We start from the raw sequence: 17,127 nt of genomic DNA on the forward strand, positions 1-17,127 counted from the left end.
AAGTTGAGAGATAATTCCCTAAAGTTGAGAAACAATTGGAAAAGGTTGAGAGAAACCTACTTTTATACTTATTTTGTTTCAACATCCCTCTGGTTTCTCTCAACTCTAAAGGATTTTCTCTCAACTTTATTCATATATCTCTCAACTCTGTGACATTATCTCTCAACTAAAGCACACTGCTCTGTAATTCCGCTGTTCCCGGAGGTCTGCGAACAACTTTTAAAGATAATCAACCCCAGTTGCCTCATGATCCAGCCATTTATCAAAAAATCGGTACGCCATCTCTCTGATATAGGAGGGAAAATCATGTTCCTCCGTTCCCAGCAATGAAATAAAACGATCCTTGCAGCCCATTGACTCGTAAAGTCTGGAAACATGCTGCAATCCTGATCCGATTGATTTCCAATGTGGAAAAATAGCGTCACACTGAGCGCTCCAGTTAAACAATGGCGCTGGAGCAGCAAGTGCTAAAATTTCATGAAACTCGAAGGGAATTTCTCCCTCATCAATCATTGCTGTCAACTTTGGGAAATGTGTGTACCAGTCACGCTCTGCCCACTGCTGTGGTCTGTAATCCCCGGTGAACGTCGAGAATCCGCAGCTGCTAACCACTGCTTTAATTCGATCATCCATCCCAGCTAAATAATAGGCATTATATCCGCCGAATGAATGACCGATTGCGCCAATCCGGTCCTCATCAACTAAATCATGACCAATCAGGAATTCCAGACCCTGTTTATGGTCAGAAATGTTTTTTGCTGTTATAGACAGCCAGCTGGGGTTTTCTCTGTAAAAGACAGCAGTATGGAAAGATTTCTCATTTTCAATGATCCGCTCCCCAGCAGTCAAGGCATCCGGGACAAGAACGATATATCCTCTTTTAGCAAGTTCCATTGCGTAATTTTGCTTGCCCTTCACTCTGTTGGTACTTATTGAATCTTTTCCAGCTTCAGCTGTACCATGCATTGCAATGACAGCCGCTGACTTTTTGTCAGATGCACCATCGGGTATTAGCAAATATGCAGTAATTTCATCCCCATCTGCTGCGTTATAAGTTAGATGCTGTCGGATGAATCCATCTTCTTTAATTTCCGAATGAATCTCTGTCAGTAATGGAGCATTATCCGGTATTTCACCAATCATCGACTGCCAGCGATTTAGGATATCAGCTCGTTTACTTATCCAGTTATTTTCCAATTCAGTTTCATCAATAAGTGACGGTATTCCCATTTCATTCAATTCATGTAATCGATACATCAGCTGGATACTCCTTTATCCCTATGGCTTTCAAATGGATGGAACTCTGATAAAATCACTTCATTTCCCGTCCGGGCAGATTCATAAACAGCCAGAATTATTTCCACAGATTTTCGCGCCTCCATTCCGGATATCATCGGTTCACGATCATTAATAATAGCTTCAACCATGTCATTTATAATGATTGCATGCCCATCATGATCAGGAAGCGGCAGCTGTGGTGCAGCCAGCTGGTTTGTCATAGACTCCCAGATTTCCACTTTTGAATCTGTAACCTTAAGTGTTCCTTCATCACCATTTATCTCAATACTTGTTTCCTGTTCTGGATAAACCGATGTAGCTCCTTGAATTGTTCCAATTGCCCCATTCTTAAATTTTAAAATCGCTGCAGCAGTATCCTCCACTTCAATATCTTTTCTTGTAAGCGTTCCAGTATAAGCTTTAACACTTACCACTTCTCCACCAATCCACTGCAAAAGGTCAATCCCATGAACCCCCTGATTCATTAGTGCTCCTCCACCATCAAGCTCCCACTTTCCCCGCCATCCAGCACTGGCATAGTATTCATCCGACCGATAATATTTTAAATAGGCATTGATCATCATCATGCCGCCGATTGCGCCTGAATCCAGATTATTTTTAGCCTCCAGAAAATGCGGCAATGTTCTGCGCTGAAAGACAGAACCTAATTTCACTCCTGCTTGTTTGCATGCATTGATCATCAGATCCATATTCCGAAAAGTAATATCCAATGGTTTTTCACTTAAAATATGCTTTCCCATCTCTGCACATTTAACGGCAAACCTCGCATGCATTCCGCTTGGGACACACAGACATACCACATCAATTGGTTCTAAAAGCATCGCTTCATAGTCTGTAAATACTTTATTTATATTGTAGTCGTGTGCAAATTTTTCTGCTTTCTCCTTATCAATATCGGCAACTGCCGCAAGCTCGGCAGTTGGATTTTCCTGAATTGCTTTTGCATGTAATGGCGCTAATATACCAGCACCGATAATCCCAAATCGAACCTGCTTCATTTAATCACCCTGACTTTAAATAAATACGGATTTCCCCGAGATTCTGCTTTCATTAGCCGCTTCTATAAAACGGATAAGCTCCCTGGTCTCACTCAACGCAACTGGCGATTCGCCACTATGGAAAAAACCCATAATTTGTTCGAGCAGACTAACATAAAAAGGCTTTTGATTTTTGTTAATAGAAACAAATTCGGAAGCCTCTTCAAAATGAATCATTGCTCCAAATTGGCTATTTCCTTTTCGATTTCCTCTAATCGTTCCAATGCGGCCATCTTTCCAGTAACCTGTGAGCACATCATGATCCTCGTTTGCCGCAGAAATCACCTTTTCAGCTCCTTCACCTAATATTGCTAAAAGCATTTCAACTGCATGGATTCCATACCAAAAAAAGCCTGGCTGCTTTTCCTGGATTTCCATCGGCCCGAAGCAATCTGCTCCAATTATTTTCCCCTTTTCATACTGGTCAAGAACAGATGTCAGCCCTTCTGCAAAGCGCAGTGCTGATGTACTCATAATCGGTGTTCCATACTCCCTTGACAGCTTGATCATTTCGTCAGCATCTGCTGAATTTAAAGCGAAAGGCTTATCAATAAATACCGGTTTTCGATAAGGAATAATTTTCCTTAGTTGTTCCAGATGCTGTGCTCCATCCACAGACTCTAATAAAATAGCAGCACTATTTTCTGCTGTTTCTTCAATGGTATCAGTAATCTCCACATCATAATCTTTAATCTGCTTTGTAAACCCCTCTACACGGGAAATGCTCAAATCAAAATCCGGAGAACCGCCTGGAAACGCAGTGACAACTTTTCCGCCTTTTATATGATCCTTTTCATTTTCATCATTCAGTAATTTAGTAAAAGCGACTGCATGCGAGGTATCCAAACCTATCATGCCAATCCTCAAATCTCTCATGATTACCCGCCTTTCCTGATCTGCTGGCTACTTCAACCCAGACATCTGGATTCCTTCCGTAAAATAGCGCTGGAAGAATAAGAAAATCAGAAATGTCGGGATAAACGAAAGTGTCGAACCTGCCATTTCTACTCCAAAATCTCCTTCTTTCCCTAATAAGGATGCAAGACCCACTGTAACGGGGAACATTTCTTCCTTCGTCATGTAGATTAAAGGCTGGAATAGATCGTTCCAGTTGGAAATGAAAGCGAAAGTACCAACTGTTGCAACAACCGGCACAGACAATGGCAATATTACCTTAAAGAAAACTTTAATGTCATTTGCACCATCAATACGGGCTGCTTCTTCCAGATCATTCGGTATACTTTGAAGAAACTGCCGTACCAGAAACACACCCATAATCCCCCAAAGCTCAGGAATAATTAATGCCCAGTATGTGTTAATCCAGCCAAAATCAGCGAACATAATATATTTAGGGATAATTAATAGCTGCTGCGGAATCATGATAACAGCCATAAAAATCCAGAAAATGGCCTCTCTGCCAGGGAACTGCTTCTTGGCAAAAATGTAACCGAGAATTGCACAAAACAGCATTTGGCTGAATACCGGGATTATCGTAATAACAACCGAGTTAAATATCCATCTTAAAAAGATTCCATTATTGAACAAGTAAACATAGTTTGACCATGTAGGATCTTCCGGTATCCAGAAAAGCGGATCAAGCAATGCATATTTCATATCTTTAAATGATCCAAATACCATGATCACAAATGGCAGCAAAAAACTAAAACCCAATATAATTAAAGCAATGTATGCTATAACCTTTTTCACTATTTATTCTCCCTTCCAAAACGAGCAGTGTCATTAATACAGCGACGTTTCTTTACCCAAGTATTTTCTTTGAATCAGTGAAACTACTAAGATAATAAAGAACAACGCATAGGAAAGAACTGCTGCATAGCTTAGATTAAGTCCTGCAAATCCTTGCTGGTACAGGTAAAACACTATTGTTGTCGTTGAGTAGTTTGGTCCTCCACCTGTAAGCAGGAAGGTTGAATCAAAGATTTGAAACGAACCAATTGTTGTTATGATCGCCACATAGAAGTGTATCGGCTTCAGCAGCGGAAAAGTGATCGTCCAGAAAATCCGAAAGGCAGAAGCCCCATCAATCTTTGCTGCTTCATAAAGCTGCTTTGGTATCGATTGCAAACCCGCAAAATAATAAATCATTGTACTTCCGGCAACTTTAAAGACACTTAAACCTGCCAGCACCATAAGCGCCTGGCCAGAATCTGCCAAAAACAACTGTGGGTCAATTCCTATGAAGCTTATGATCCAGTTGACCATACCAGTTTCTGTACCGCGGAATAGCCATCCCCAGATTCCTGCAATAATAACAAATGAAGTTACTACTGGAAGGAAAAATATCCCTTTGAAAAATCCGCCGAATTTTACCCCAGAATTAATGATTAATGCCAAAAGCAATCCTAAAGCCATCGTCGGAACAATATAGTAAATGGAAAACAATACTGTATTCCAAATCGCTTTCCACGCTAATTTATCATTAAAAAATGCTATCCAGTGCTTCAGTCCAACAAACTCAGGATCACCAATTATTTTCCAATCCAGAAACGTGAGGACTAAACTGAATCCAAATGGATAGACCTGAAAAACCAAAAAGTGAATCAATGTAGGAATAAGAAAAATATAAACAATAGCATTTTTATCCCATTGACGCTTGGCCCTTTCTTTAAATGGCAGCTTTTTCTTTCCATTTTTTTGAATTCCCTCTTCTTTTTGTTTCAGTGTTATCACCTATTTCATATGTAAGTTAGCAGCAGAGAGTCCCATCACTATAATTGAGTAACAAGAACTCCCTGCTCCTTAAAACCTGCTATTTAGCCAATTCTGCTTCAATTGCCTCAGCTGCTGCATCCGCTGCTTCCTGTGGTGTTTTCTCACCTGCCATCATTGATTGCACTTCAGCCTGAATGGAAGGCATAATGGTACGGCCAATTGGATGTATTACTCCAGGCAAAGCGTATTGTGTATACTCCGCAAGCTGACCTAAATATTTTTCATCATCAAAAATATCCTTCGCAGATTCCCTTGTAGGAATATACTGAGTAATTGTATTGAATTTTCTTTGACTTTCAGCATTTGTAGCTACTTTTATAAACTCAGCTGCTGCATCCGGATTATCACTGTTTGATGGAACAACGAACATTCCTGTTGTACCATAGGTTAATTGTTCTTTATTCTTAAGTGGCGGTGCAATGACAAAATCTAACCCACTTTCTTCTAAATTCGTTAAGGATATCCCTGAACCCTGCACTGCCAGAATATCGCCTGCATTCCATAGTGCATCATGATTCATCGCAGTAATCGAATCTTCAGGAATCCAGCCGTTATCATACATTTTTTTAACAAATTCAAAGGCTTCTACGCCTGCTTCATTGTTGATCATAACCTCGTCATCCTGTGTGATAACTTCTCCACCAGCCTGCCAAAGGAAAGGATATAATGTTCCGTTCATGGATCCTCCACCCTGGTAGCTCATGGCATAAAATCCTTCTTCTTTTGCTTTTTTAGCCCATTCTTCAAATTCGCTCCATGTAGCCGGAAGGTTTTCAGGGTCTTCGCCAATCGCTTCAACTACTTCAACATTGTAGAAATAAGTATAAGCCTCCTGAAGAATTGGCAGCCCGTATGTTTTATCCTGCCATTTTGTTGAAACAAGAGCAGTATCCACAAAATCGTCCATATTATTGTCTTCCAAGTATGGATCAAGTTCTAACAGCATACCTTCATCAGCATATTGCGGCATTTGATCCGGGATTGCATAAAAGACATCCGGTCCGTTATTCGCTGCCAGAGCAGTCAATACTTTCTGGTCACGGTTAGCCCATGGAATCGTTTCAATTGTTACATCTACATCGAATTCCTCATTATAAGAAGCAATTATTTCATCCCACATAGCACTTTCTGCTTCTGCATCAGCAGTATATGGATGAACCCAAACAGTTATTTCACCTGATACTTCGCCGTCACCGCCGCCTTCTCCATCACCGGAACCGGTTGCCTCTTCATCTGAACTGCACGCAGCCAGAACCAGTCCCAGGATCAAGAACAATACTAGAAAACTAAATTTCTTCATTAACTAAAACCCCTCTCTGATTTTTGTTTTCAAATTTTAAAAGCTTTCTCGCAGTTAATCCCCCACCTCCTTCATCGTTATGCTGCTGCATATAAATACTGCATTGCATTGTAAGCGTTGACATTGCTTTGCACAGACTTGCAGAAAGCATTTTTTAATTATACTAGTTTCATTGAAAGATTGTTAACTTAATATTATGTTTTTTTCAGACAAGAGACAAGTCTCTAAATTGTCTTTAAATAACAAAGTGATGAAAAATTGCTAACTGTATTATTACTGCTGATTTGACTTTGATTATAGATTTGCATTTTTAAAAGCAGGTAACGTATAGTTAAATCATTGAAGGAGTGAATGTTTTGGGCGGATGGGACAAATTTAATACCATTGCAATGTGGATGCTTAAAATCGCGTATCTGAATTTGCTGTGGATTCTTTTCACATTTACAGGACTGATTGTTTTCGGTCTGTTTCCAGCTACAGGAAGCATGTTTGAGATTGTAAGAAAGTGGATGAATCAGGAAAGAGATGTAAGAATCTTTCACGAGTTTTGGAAGAATTACAGGAAAGAGTTTATTAGATTGAATGGATTTGCGTTGATCTTTATCGCGGTTGGATATTTTCTTTATTATGATATTACATTTCTGAGAATAAACTCCGGGGAATTCCAGCTGCTGATCCCTGTATTGATTTTTATCGGTGTTTCCTATTTCATCACGCTGTTATTCTTTTTTCCGGTCTATGTGCATTTCGACTTAAAATTCTTTCAGTATATTAAACAATCCTTTTTAATTGCAATGACCTCCCCACTGGAGATCCTGCTAATGATCATATCGGTCATCGCTTTGTATATTGCTGTTCTGTTTTTACCGGGAATTATACCATTGTTTACAGGGAGTGTACTGGCAATTGCAATAACATTTCTGAGCAAGCGGGCATTCCGGAGAATTGAAAGAAAAAAAGGACTATTGTAAATGAGGAATTGTACAAGTTAAACTTGGCTTAACCTCAAGCTTTAATGGCGGAATTCCTATTCAGCGAAAAAAATGATTTTTGTCTGCGAAGCAAATGCATCGAACTATTCCTTGTGCACTTATAAAGAATATCTTTAAGGTTTGGCTATCTAAGCCAAACCTTTTTTTCGTGACTTTTCTACCACTGTATTCATAGGTATATAACCCATATAACATTACGACTAATTAAAGACTTGTTTATTGGCAAAAATAATTTAACAATATTACCAATAGAGATAATAGTCAAAATTTGTAAGCGTTTCCCTTTTTATCGAAAATCATATTAGTAATAGGAAAATATTGTAGAAAAGAGGGTGGAAATCTGCAAAACGATCAAGATTGCCAAAACTGAGTTTGAAAAATACCTTAGCAGGAGGATTGAACTAAGTGAAAATCATAGTTAAAACAGCATTATCTGCAGCGTTTTTGTTAATGATAGGCTTATTTCTGCATCAGGGGGAATCCATTTCAGCAGAAGTCAACAAGCATTTCAGTGAACCAGTGGACCAGGGTTCACCAATCAGAAGTGTCGCTGTATATGATTCAGCCTATGGAACTGAAAATGGAAAAGACATTATGTATACAACAGCATCAGGAAATCCAGCAATCTTTCAGGTTGTTGACCTGGAAAATCAGGAAGTGCTAAGAACCTATACCTTGGAAGGATCATCAAGTTCTTGGACCCACATTACCGTTCCTAACGGAAATGTCTATATCGGCGGAAATGGGTCGCTGTATGAATATTCCCCTGAAACACAGGAAGTAAAGAACCTTGACGGTATTGGTGAAAGCGTCGTTTATGGACTGTCCTATGACGAAGAAGGACGAGTCTATTTTGGTTCTTACCCAAATGCAAAAGCGGGAATGTATGACCCCAATACTGGCGAAATGAGAGATTACGGAAGTGTAGCGCCAGGACAGAGCTATACCCGCTCCACTGCCTATCATGATGGTTACCTGTATTTAGGAGTAGGGACAGACAACCGTTTAGCAAAGCTTGATGTGGAAACTGGTGAATACGAAACAATTGAATTCCCAGACCATGTTGTTCATGGGTCCAGCGTCTGGCAGCTTGATGCTGCTGGAAAATACATCGTTGCTGGAGTCGGTGGCGGTGAAAACGCTCTGTTATTTTATGACACAGAAGCAGAGGAATGGAGCGACACGTATTATTTAAATAATAAAGGACTTCGCTTAGTGGACGGACAGCCTGGAAGCAATAAAGCATACTTTTTGCAAAATAACCGGCTTCAGGAAATAGATCTAGAAACGCTGGAAAAGACAGATACCGGTGTTGTGTTTGGCACTTTTCTTCGCAATACGTCATGGGTCGAAGTTCCAAATGATCCGGACTTTCCAGGTTTATCATTGGTAACGGTTCATTTTGGCGGTGAAGTCACCTACATGAACCTGGAGACAAAAAAGGTAAAAACCATTGCCTATCCGATTGTTGGAAATCCTATTCCTCTCCAGACAATGGAAAAAGGACCTGATGGGAAGCTTTATCTAAGTGGCTATCCAGGTGGAAAAGCAGCTGTTTTCAACCCTGAAACCGGCGAGTCAGAGGATTTCTCTTTAGGACAAGCAGAAGGCATGGCTTCTATTGGGGATAAAATGTATTTTGGCGTTTATCCTGGAGCGACAATTTTCGAATTAGACACTGCAAATTCAGAGCTGGATCCAAAGCAAATCTATGATATTCCCAATCAGGACCGTCCATTCGTAATGACTCCTGTGGGAAAAAAACTTTTTATCGGCACAATTCCTGATTATGGAAAACTGGGAGGTTCTTTAACGGTACTTGATTCAGACTCTCCTGAAGACACAGCAGTTTATGAAAATGTTGTTCATAATCAGTCCATCGCTGGCCTTGCCGAAAAAGATGGAAAACTCTATGGATCCACAACCGTTGCCGGCGGACTTGGCATTAATCCCACAGAATCGGAAGCCAAGCTTTTCGTCTGGGATATTAACGCAGGAGAAAAAATAGAGGAGTTTGTCCCAGAAATACCGGGTGTAACCGTTCAGCCTGATATGATCAGCGGTACCAGCGTTGGACCAGATGGACTGATTTGGGCTGCAGCTGACGGAACAATATTTGCGATGAACCCTGACACATTGGAAATTGTAAAAAGCAAAAATATTTACCCTGAGGTTACCGGTTATGGCAACTGGCGTCCAGTTCACATCCGCTGGGGTGAGGATGGGCTTATGTATACGACATTGGCAGGTAATATAACTGTTATCGATCCCGAAACACTAGAATACGAGACATTGGCAGAAACAGAGCTTATGACACTCGGTGATGATGGAAATATTTACTATGCTGATGGACCAAAGGTAATGAAAATAGAAGTAACAGAAAAAGTGACTCATGAAGATGCACTTGATGTGATTCATGAGCAGACGGACGATGGCAACATCGTTCACTCATTAAGCAAAAAGCTGATTAACAAAATAAACCAGGCTATTCATCACAGAGATGATGGAAGACTGGAACAATCAGAAAAGTTCACGGAAGATGCTTTAAAACATTTGAATAAGGCAAAGCCATCTGATATTACAGCAGATGCAAAGGCAGAAATAGAAAGACTGCTGAATTTGATTGATTTTTAATTTTTAAATTATTGGGTGGTGATTGCAAGTTGAGAGATAGGCGGCGGAACTTGAGAGAACCAGCTGGAAAGTTGAGAGATAACCGATAAAACTTGAGAGAGCATGCAAGGAAGTTGAGAGATAATGAAGGGCTAACTAGTTATCTCCCAACTATATGCTGATGTCTCTCAACTATAAGCATTTCTCTCTCAACTACAGCCCGTTATCTCTCAACTCACGCCAAGCCCACAGCACCCAGCGTCATCACCCTGTCTCTATTTAATTGTAGAAATCCAATACCTATAAAGGAGAAAAAATATGATTAAAAAAAATACACGGATGTTTTCAATCATGCTGTCTGCATTACTGATTTTTTCACTTCTCCCACTCTCAGCACCTGATTCTTCCATTTCTGCTGAGTCGAATGATGAGTGGAAGGAACTTCAAGTAGAAAATGGCGATTTTGAGAATCCGCCTGAAGCTGAGACAGATTTACCTTCCTGGGACTACTGGACCGGTGGTTATAAAGAAGGAATGGCAATATCAGAAGAAATTGTCTATGAAGGCAAGCAAAGTCTTGCCGTCGATAATAGTGGTGTCGTGGGACTTTTCAGTCAAGCAATCGATGTGACAGAAGGTGACGCTTATCGATTAACAGCTCAGCTATATGTTGAAGAGCTAGAAGGCAATCCTGGAATTTGGCTGCGCTGGCTCAATGACGAGGGTGAGATTATCCAGAATAGCGCGAAGTATTTTGAGGACCTAACCCAAGGTGAATGGCAGGAGGTTGCCGTTCAAGCAGATGCACCACCAGGAGCTACTGGTGTGAAAGTTTTCATCTACCAATCTTCCACTTCATTCATGAAAGGATACTATGATTCTATTCAGTTATGGGAGGACTCATCCGGTATCTCGCTGGACCTTCCATTCGACTATGGAGATCCCATTAACCATGGGCCTGGAGCATTAGCAGCTAAAACACAGGGTGCAGCAATTGGTGATGGAGAGCTTTATTATGCGACGAATGGTTCACCAGCTACCTTTTATGCAGCTGATTCCGAAACGGGTGAAATGATTTTTTCTGAAGAACTTCCAGGCAGTGATGTGGTTTGGGGAATGACCGTTGGTTCTGATGGAAATGTTTATTTTGCCGGTACGTATGATGGAATATTGTATCGATATCTAGTGGATGAACAACGTTTGGAACAAGTTGGGAAAAACCCTTCCGATAACTGGGTCTGGGAATTGGAACCAACGGAAGATGGCAAAATCTATGGGGCGACCTATCCGAATGCAAAGGTTTTCGAATATGACATTGAAACAGATACACTCACAGATCTGGGTTCCTTCCATGAGGAACAGCTTTATGCCAGAGGCTTAGGAGTAACAGAAGAAAATCTCTATGTCGGTATTGGAACAGTTGCTTCCCTTGTCAAAATGAATCGGGAAACAGGCGAAAGGTCAGAGATCGAGCTTCCAATTACTGGTTCTAACTCGTCTGTTTCGAATATCTGGGAGTATGATAATAATTTATTTGTTGCCTATGGCACTTCCATGTTAACGCTGGATGCAACAACTGGTGAAGTTTTAAATCAGATGAATTGGGAAGATAAAAACACGTTTGATGGGCAAATTTCTTCTCCTTCCCCATATGATGAATCGATTATTTACTATATTGATAAACAGTCAAGAGAGCTTTGGACATATGACATGGATACACACGAAACAGCGCCTGTCGAACCAAGCATAGAGCTTCCTGCTTCACCATCAAAAACTATGAAGTGGATTAAAAATGAAAATGGTGAAGATGTACTGGCAATTGTGCATCAGCAAATTGAGTATTCAGTGTATAATCCACAGACAAACACAATTGACATAAGCTATCCGGAAGTGGAATTGCAGGGACTTAATATCCAAAGTCTTGAGATGGGCGAAGATAATAATGTTTATATGGGTGGCTATCAGGGATCCTTTGGGGTATTCGATACTTCTAAAGAAGAATATATCCTGAATGAACGTGATCCGCATCAAATCGAAGGAATCGGTTTTCTTAATGGCGATGTCTATTTAGGAACATATGGAGGGGCATATATCTACAAATACGATCCAGAGCTTCCATATGAATATGATGGCGGGGGAGAAAACAACAATCCGGAAATGGTTTATGATATTGGAGTTCAGCAAAGCAGACCTTTCACTTTCGAATCTGGTGATGACAAACTTTTTGTCGGTACAATCCCAGATTATGGCCAATTAGGTGGTGCTTTAACCATTTATGACTCCAAAACGGACGAATGGAGCAGTATCCGTAATATTATTGAAAATCAAAGCATCATCGGATTGGCTTATCAGGATGGCACCATATTTGGAGGTTCATCCATTGGAGGCGGATTAGGAATCGACCCTACCGAAACAGAAGCTAAAATGTTTGCCTTAGATACCGCTTCAGAAGAATATGAAGTATTTGATTTGAATGTTGATGGATTGAAAACACCGGAAATGATCGGTGAATTATCCATAGGACCTGATGGTAACCTTTGGGGCGTGGCATGGGGGATGGATGATGCAGGAATTGCAAATACCGTAGTTTTTGCAATGGATCCTGAAACACGTGAAGTCATTAAAAGCACAGAAATGTATTCCGGTGTTCACCGTGCAAGCCAATGGCGTCCATTCTTTATGAGATGGGACGATCAAGGATTACTATACACAACAGCGGCAAGGAAGCTTACTGTAATTGATCCTGAAACAATGGCAAGCAAACAAATCATTGGTGATACCGTACATTTAATGGATATTGATAAAGAAGGAAATATTTATTATGCATCAGGAGAAAATTTATATAAATTGCCTGTTCCACTGGAAAATGCAGCAATTACTCCTGAAAACACAACAATGCTTCAAGGAGAAGAATCAGATCTAAATCTTGAAGTGACCCTTGCCAACGGAAAAACAGCTGATTCAGCTGGAGCATCTATCGAATGGGTAAACACAAATCCGGATACTGCAGCAATTGAAGATGGAATTCTTTCAGCAAAAAATGCTGGAAGCACAGACATTCATGCAGTTGTTTCCTACAATGGAGAAGAAATCACTACTAATTCAATAACTATAACTGTAGAAGTCAGCACCGCATCATTATCACAGCAAATAAACGAACTGAATGAAGCCGGGGAAATCGAGAATTCACTGGCAAAACAATTAACAAATCGGTTACGGCAGGCTGAACATCATTATCAAAAAGGTCAGACAAAACAGGCCATCAAGAAATTGCAGGATTTCCGTAAGCATCTAGCTAAAAGTGATGCAGCAGAGGAAATTAAAACAATGCTTGAAAATAATGTGGATTCGATTGAAGAATCATTTAGCAGATAGCATTTGATTGTTATCCTGCTGTAAAATGCTTTTAACTTGCTAAATCATTAAAAAAGGGTTTCTGTATCTTTTTGCAGAAACCCTTTTCTTTATTATTCTAATGGCCAGTTCAGCTTTATTACTCTTTTCCAAAAGTCTGCTTCATTCTTTCCCTAGGGTCATCCTCAATTGACTCATCCCAATGTAAAACCTGTCCAGCTTCGGTCAGCACATTTTTCAGTTCAAAATAATCTATATCCTGAACATCAATATTATTTTTCAAAGCAAGACCAGCTGCAGCACCCGCAGATTGTCCAATAATCATAAATACTGGCTCCATGCGGATAGAACCATACGCAATATGTGAACTTGATAAACACACTGGTACAAGCAAATTGGTACATTCCTCAGCTTTTGGTCTGATCGACTGATAAGATACAGGATACGGCGAAATCGGTATCTCCACATCTCCCTCATTTTCACATTTTCCATCAACCACAACTCTTCTAACATGATGTGAATCCATCTGATAGGATGCCAGGCCGATAGAATCTTTAACAGTTGTTTTAGCCAAGCAATTATTATCCGTCATCACATAATCTGAAATCATTCTTCTGGCTTCGCGGATATACAGCTGCGCAGGCCAATTTCCTGTTTCCACAAATTCGTCAGCTGGCAGTCCCCATTCGGCAGCCTCATTTTTAACATGTTCGGGAACTTCAGGATCATTTGCCAGGAAATACAGCAGGCCAAGATTATAACTCACGTGATCCTGGAATATTTCCTCCCGGGTCTCATAGCTGCCTTCAGGCCATTCATAGTTCATGCCAATATTATCAGTTGAAAAGGCTCCGTAATTGTTAAGATCTGTCTTTCCATTTGGAAGTGCTGTATGAAGGTTCATCGCGTCCCAAACCCCTGCTTTAATGTATCGTAATAATAACTCATATCTTCCAGGGTCATAGTCTTTCGGCTTTGGAAAAGATATTTTTTTATCCGTGTCTTTCGTTAAACAAATGCGAAAATTATATGCCTGAATTCTTCCATCGCCTTCCCCCTGTTTCTCCTGCTTATCCAATTTTTCTTCAATCCCCGGCAGCAGACCAGAGCTCTCATCCCCTTTTATCACATATGGGTCAATATCCGTTTCGAATTTATGATGAGGATAACCAAACTGGACGCCATTATATATTTCTTGATAGGTACCATTCGACTCCCGGCCAATAAAATAAGAAACATTTACTTTAGACATCAGATCACCTTCATAGCTTGCATCAATAAAGTGCTTGCCAGAAAACATGTTTCCATTTTCCATCATTATCGATTTTATTTCCGTACCTTCCATCACGGCATCACGAAGATGCTGCTTTTTATAAACAGGAATGTTATTTTCCTCCAGCCACTTCTCAAAAACATATTTTGCTGCTTTCGGTTCAAATGTCCATTGTTCTTCTTTTCCATAATATTTGCCAATGCGCCGGTAAAACTCTCTGGATAGCCCTCCAATTGCATCTTTCGCGCCAAAGTCTGTTGCGCCAAGGCCGTTGGCTGTTATTCCGCCGATATGATTGCTGAATTCCGCTATAACAACACTCAGGCCCATTTGCTTTGCCTGAATGGCAGCTGTTATGCCAGCAGGAGTGGCCCCATATACGACTAGATCCCTTTCAATATTTAATTTGGGATTTCCCCCATTCTCCAGCGGTTCATAATAACTTGGATAATTGTCCATTGTCATCCCCATTTCGTTTTATTCTTACCCGATTATCTTTCTAAGTGCTTCTGCATTTTCTTTCGCACTCTCCATAGGGTCTTTTGTAAAATCCTCCTGTTCATACAGAATGTCAAACCCGGTCTTCCCTTCATCGGCTTCAAATTCAAAAGCATGATTATGATATCCGAATCTAAAGCCTGCACCCTTCAATTTCCTGCCAATTCCATTTAAAATCTCTGCAGTACGATAATAATCATCTGGTTTAGTGCGCATATTTTCTGGCAAAGAAGGACAGATAATCAGATCATTGTCAATCACTTCATGGAATCTCATGACCTCATCCAAATTATTTACAAGCTGATCAATTCCAACATGAGCACCCGCAGTAATAATTCCAGCAGCAGCCAATTCAGCTTTCACTTCCTTTGCTGGATAATCGAAAAATCCTGCAAATTGAGTTCCTTCATAACCCATCTCTGAAGCGTTCCTGATTGTTGTGAGCAGATTATCCCCTGTCGCATCTCTTACCGAATATAATTGCAAGCCCAGTTTCCCCATTCTATCTCCCCCAAATATAGCTTTTATCCTAACTGACATTTTTCAAGTGATTCTACTATAAACTTCTATGATAGAGTCGAAATTCCTTTTTATTTCTCTAAATAATTGTCGATATTTCCCGGGAAATGATGAAATTTAAGCCTTTGTTTGTTTTGATCAAACGTTTGTTTAACTCGTATTTGATGCAAATAAAAAAGCGCCCACACGGACGCTTCATCAAACTTCATCTTTTTCAATTCAATTATCTTCCGGAAAAAACATAACCTTCCCAAAAGACTCTTTCCTATTTATGATTCGATCAAATGTCTCTGGACCTTGCTCCAAAGGCAAACGATGTGAAATAATTGGTTTTACATTAATTTGGCCAGTACTCATATAGTGAACAGTCGTGCTCCACTCTTTTCCTGGAAATGGAGATGAAATTGCATTCCATGAACCAAGTACTCTTAGTTCATTTCGAACAATTTTTTCAAAGTAAAACCGTTCAATATTAATATCTGCATATGGTATACCCATAAATACAACTTCTCCGCCCTTTTTAGGCAATGCAAATACTTGTGCAGAAGTGATTGGAGATCCAGCTGATTCGATGGCAACATCCACACCAGCACCATTAGTATGCTCCAATATTTGTTCATGGGCAGGCTTTTCCAAGGAATTAATTAATACATCCGCCCCAACCACTTTTGCAATTTCCAGCTTGGAGTCATCGATATCGATTGCATAAACTTTTTTTGCACCGAAAATTTTTGCCCATTGCACAGCAAGCAATCCAATATTTCCACAGCCCATAACAGCGACCTCTGCACCTGGCTGCATACTCGTACGGTAAAAACCATGCACAACTACGGCAGAAGGCTCAACCATCGCTGCTGTTTCATAGTCTACATTGTCTGGTAATGGAACAATATTTTCTGCTGGAAGTTTAGCATATTCTGCGTATGCTCCTGGATGGTATGCTCCCATAACATGAAGATTTTCGCAGCGTGACAGTTCACCTTTTCTGCAGCTTTCACATTCTCCGCAGTAAAAAGTTGGACAGCCGGCAACGCGGTCTCCTGCTTTTATATTTCCTACTCCTTCGCCAACTTCGACTACTTCTCCGGCGAATTCATGTCCAAATACATTACCTTCCACATATGGGCCTAGCTTATTATATCTGGATATGTCTGAACCACAGATACCCACAGCTTTTACTTTGATGATGACATCATCTGCTTTTTCAAGTACTGGTTTATCTGCTTCTTCAAAACGGATATCCTGTTTTCCGTATAGTCTCAAGGATTTCATTCATGACACCCTTTCCATGTTCTAGTTGCCTTAATTCTAGTTTGCTGATTCATTTTGCGGCTTTTTCTTCTTGAAAACCTGCAGCAATGCTAGTCCGATAACAACTGTATTAAGAATCAGCTGATTTTCAAAATAGAAATCGGATATTGCTGTAAATGGTCCAATCATAAAATCTATTAGTGTTTCCGTCATTTAAATCAACTCCATTTCGAATAATAACGAAATCTTTTAGTTAAC

13 protein-coding genes are annotated in these 17,127 nt (G+C 40.2%); 3 read left to right on the forward strand and 10 right to left on the reverse strand.

The window, feature by feature from the left end; genetic code table 11:
• Positions 1-219: 219 nt before the first annotated feature.
• The 6 genes from CIL03_RS11875 to CIL03_RS11900 all read right to left on the reverse strand — a co-directional run bounded on the left by CIL03_RS11875 (position 220) and on the right by CIL03_RS11900 (position 6,369).
• Complete coding sequence (locus CIL03_RS11875) at positions 220-1,257, reverse strand: alpha/beta hydrolase family protein (protein ID WP_094886080.1); 1,038 nt, start codon at positions 1,255-1,257, stop codon at positions 220-222.
• The gene (locus CIL03_RS11880; RefSeq protein WP_094886081.1) at positions 1,257-2,297 is read right to left on the reverse strand and encodes a Gfo/Idh/MocA family protein; all 1,041 of its coding nucleotides are present in this window, start codon (positions 2,295-2,297) and stop codon (positions 1,257-1,259) included. Before CIL03_RS11880 ends, CIL03_RS11875 begins: the two co-directional genes overlap by 1 nt.
• A 15-nt stretch (positions 2,298-2,312) precedes the next feature.
• Positions 2,313-3,212, reverse strand: coding sequence for a Gfo/Idh/MocA family protein (locus CIL03_RS11885; RefSeq protein ID WP_094886082.1), 900 nt, complete (start codon positions 3,210-3,212; stop codon positions 2,313-2,315).
• Positions 3,213-3,239: 27 nt separating this feature from the next.
• Positions 3,240-4,043, reverse strand: a complete 804-nt coding sequence (locus CIL03_RS11890) for a carbohydrate ABC transporter permease (protein WP_094886083.1) — start codon at positions 4,041-4,043, stop codon at positions 3,240-3,242.
• A 33-nt stretch (positions 4,044-4,076) separates the two neighbouring features.
• Positions 4,077-4,973: a carbohydrate ABC transporter permease gene (locus CIL03_RS11895; protein ID WP_094886247.1), complete on the reverse strand. Its 897-nt coding sequence runs from the start codon at positions 4,971-4,973 to the stop codon at positions 4,077-4,079.
• A gap of 133 nt (positions 4,974-5,106) precedes the next feature.
• Positions 5,107-6,369 (reverse strand): sugar ABC transporter substrate-binding protein, encoded by a 1,263-nt coding sequence (locus tag CIL03_RS11900; RefSeq protein WP_094886084.1) that lies wholly within the window; start codon positions 6,367-6,369, stop codon positions 5,107-5,109.
• Positions 6,370-6,725: 356 nt separating this feature from the next.
• Between CIL03_RS11900 and CIL03_RS11905 the strand changes: the two genes are divergently transcribed.
• From CIL03_RS11905 to CIL03_RS11915, 3 genes are all read left to right on the forward strand, one after another.
• Positions 6,726-7,340, forward strand: a complete 615-nt coding sequence (locus tag CIL03_RS11905; RefSeq protein ID WP_094886085.1) for a YesL family protein — start codon at positions 6,726-6,728, stop codon at positions 7,338-7,340.
• Between the two features lie 426 nt (positions 7,341-7,766).
• Complete coding sequence (locus CIL03_RS11910; protein WP_206207698.1) at positions 7,767-9,995, forward strand: FIMAH domain-containing protein; 2,229 nt, start codon at positions 7,767-7,769, stop codon at positions 9,993-9,995.
• Positions 9,996-10,292: 297 nt separating this feature from the next.
• Positions 10,293-13,349 (forward strand): FIMAH domain-containing protein, encoded by a 3,057-nt coding sequence (locus CIL03_RS11915; RefSeq protein ID WP_094886086.1) that lies wholly within the window; start codon positions 10,293-10,295, stop codon positions 13,347-13,349.
• Between the two features lie 118 nt (positions 13,350-13,467).
• On the opposite strand, the gene CIL03_RS11920 is transcribed toward CIL03_RS11915, so the two are convergent.
• From CIL03_RS11920 to CIL03_RS19850, 4 genes are all read right to left on the reverse strand, one after another.
• Positions 13,468-15,060, reverse strand: a complete 1,593-nt coding sequence (locus CIL03_RS11920) for an FAD-dependent oxidoreductase (protein WP_094886087.1) — start codon at positions 15,058-15,060, stop codon at positions 13,468-13,470.
• A gap of 24 nt (positions 15,061-15,084) precedes the next feature.
• The gene (locus CIL03_RS11925; protein WP_094886088.1) at positions 15,085-15,600 is read right to left on the reverse strand and encodes a hypothetical protein; all 516 of its coding nucleotides are present in this window, start codon (positions 15,598-15,600) and stop codon (positions 15,085-15,087) included.
• Between the two features lie 237 nt (positions 15,601-15,837).
• Complete coding sequence (locus tag CIL03_RS11930) at positions 15,838-16,890, reverse strand: galactitol-1-phosphate 5-dehydrogenase (RefSeq protein ID WP_094886089.1); 1,053 nt, start codon at positions 16,888-16,890, stop codon at positions 15,838-15,840.
• Between the two features lie 36 nt (positions 16,891-16,926).
• On the reverse strand, positions 16,927-17,082 hold the full coding sequence (locus tag CIL03_RS19850; protein WP_165767949.1) for a hypothetical protein: 156 nt from the start codon (positions 17,080-17,082) through the stop codon (positions 16,927-16,929).
• Positions 17,083-17,127: the final 45 nt, after the last annotated feature.

The sequence above is a fragment of the Virgibacillus indicus genome, from assembly GCF_002266285.1.
Classification (GTDB): Bacteria; Bacillota; Bacilli; order Bacillales; family Amphibacillaceae; genus Virgibacillus_K; species Virgibacillus_K indicus.

What these genes read in the sequence shown, in the direction of transcription:
- CIL03_RS11875 (WP_094886080.1), bottom strand. Translation starts at nt 1,257, where the DNA reads ATGTATCGATTACATGAATTGAATGAAATGGGAATACCGTCACTTATT.
- CIL03_RS11880 (WP_094886081.1), bottom strand. Translation starts at nt 2,297, where the DNA reads ATGAAGCAGGTTCGATTTGGGATTATCGGTGCTGGTATATTAGCGCCA.
- CIL03_RS11885 (WP_094886082.1), bottom strand. Translation starts at nt 3,212, where the DNA reads ATGAGAGATTTGAGGATTGGCATGATAGGTTTGGATACCTCGCATGCA.
- CIL03_RS11900 (WP_094886084.1), bottom strand. Translation starts at nt 6,369, where the DNA reads ATGAAGAAATTTAGTTTTCTAGTATTGTTCTTGATCCTGGGACTGGTT.
- CIL03_RS11915 (WP_094886086.1), top strand. Translation starts at nt 10,293, where the DNA reads ATGATTAAAAAAAATACACGGATGTTTTCAATCATGCTGTCTGCATTA.
- CIL03_RS11920 (WP_094886087.1), bottom strand. Translation starts at nt 15,060, where the DNA reads ATGGACAATTATCCAAGTTATTATGAACCGCTGGAGAATGGGGGAAAT.
- CIL03_RS11925 (WP_094886088.1), bottom strand. Translation starts at nt 15,600, where the DNA reads ATGGGGAAACTGGGCTTGCAATTATATTCGGTAAGAGATGCGACAGGG.
- CIL03_RS11930 (WP_094886089.1), bottom strand. Translation starts at nt 16,890, where the DNA reads ATGAAATCCTTGAGACTATACGGAAAACAGGATATCCGTTTTGAAGAA.
- CIL03_RS19850 (WP_165767949.1), bottom strand. Translation starts at nt 17,082, where the DNA reads ATGACGGAAACACTAATAGATTTTATGATTGGACCATTTACAGCAATA.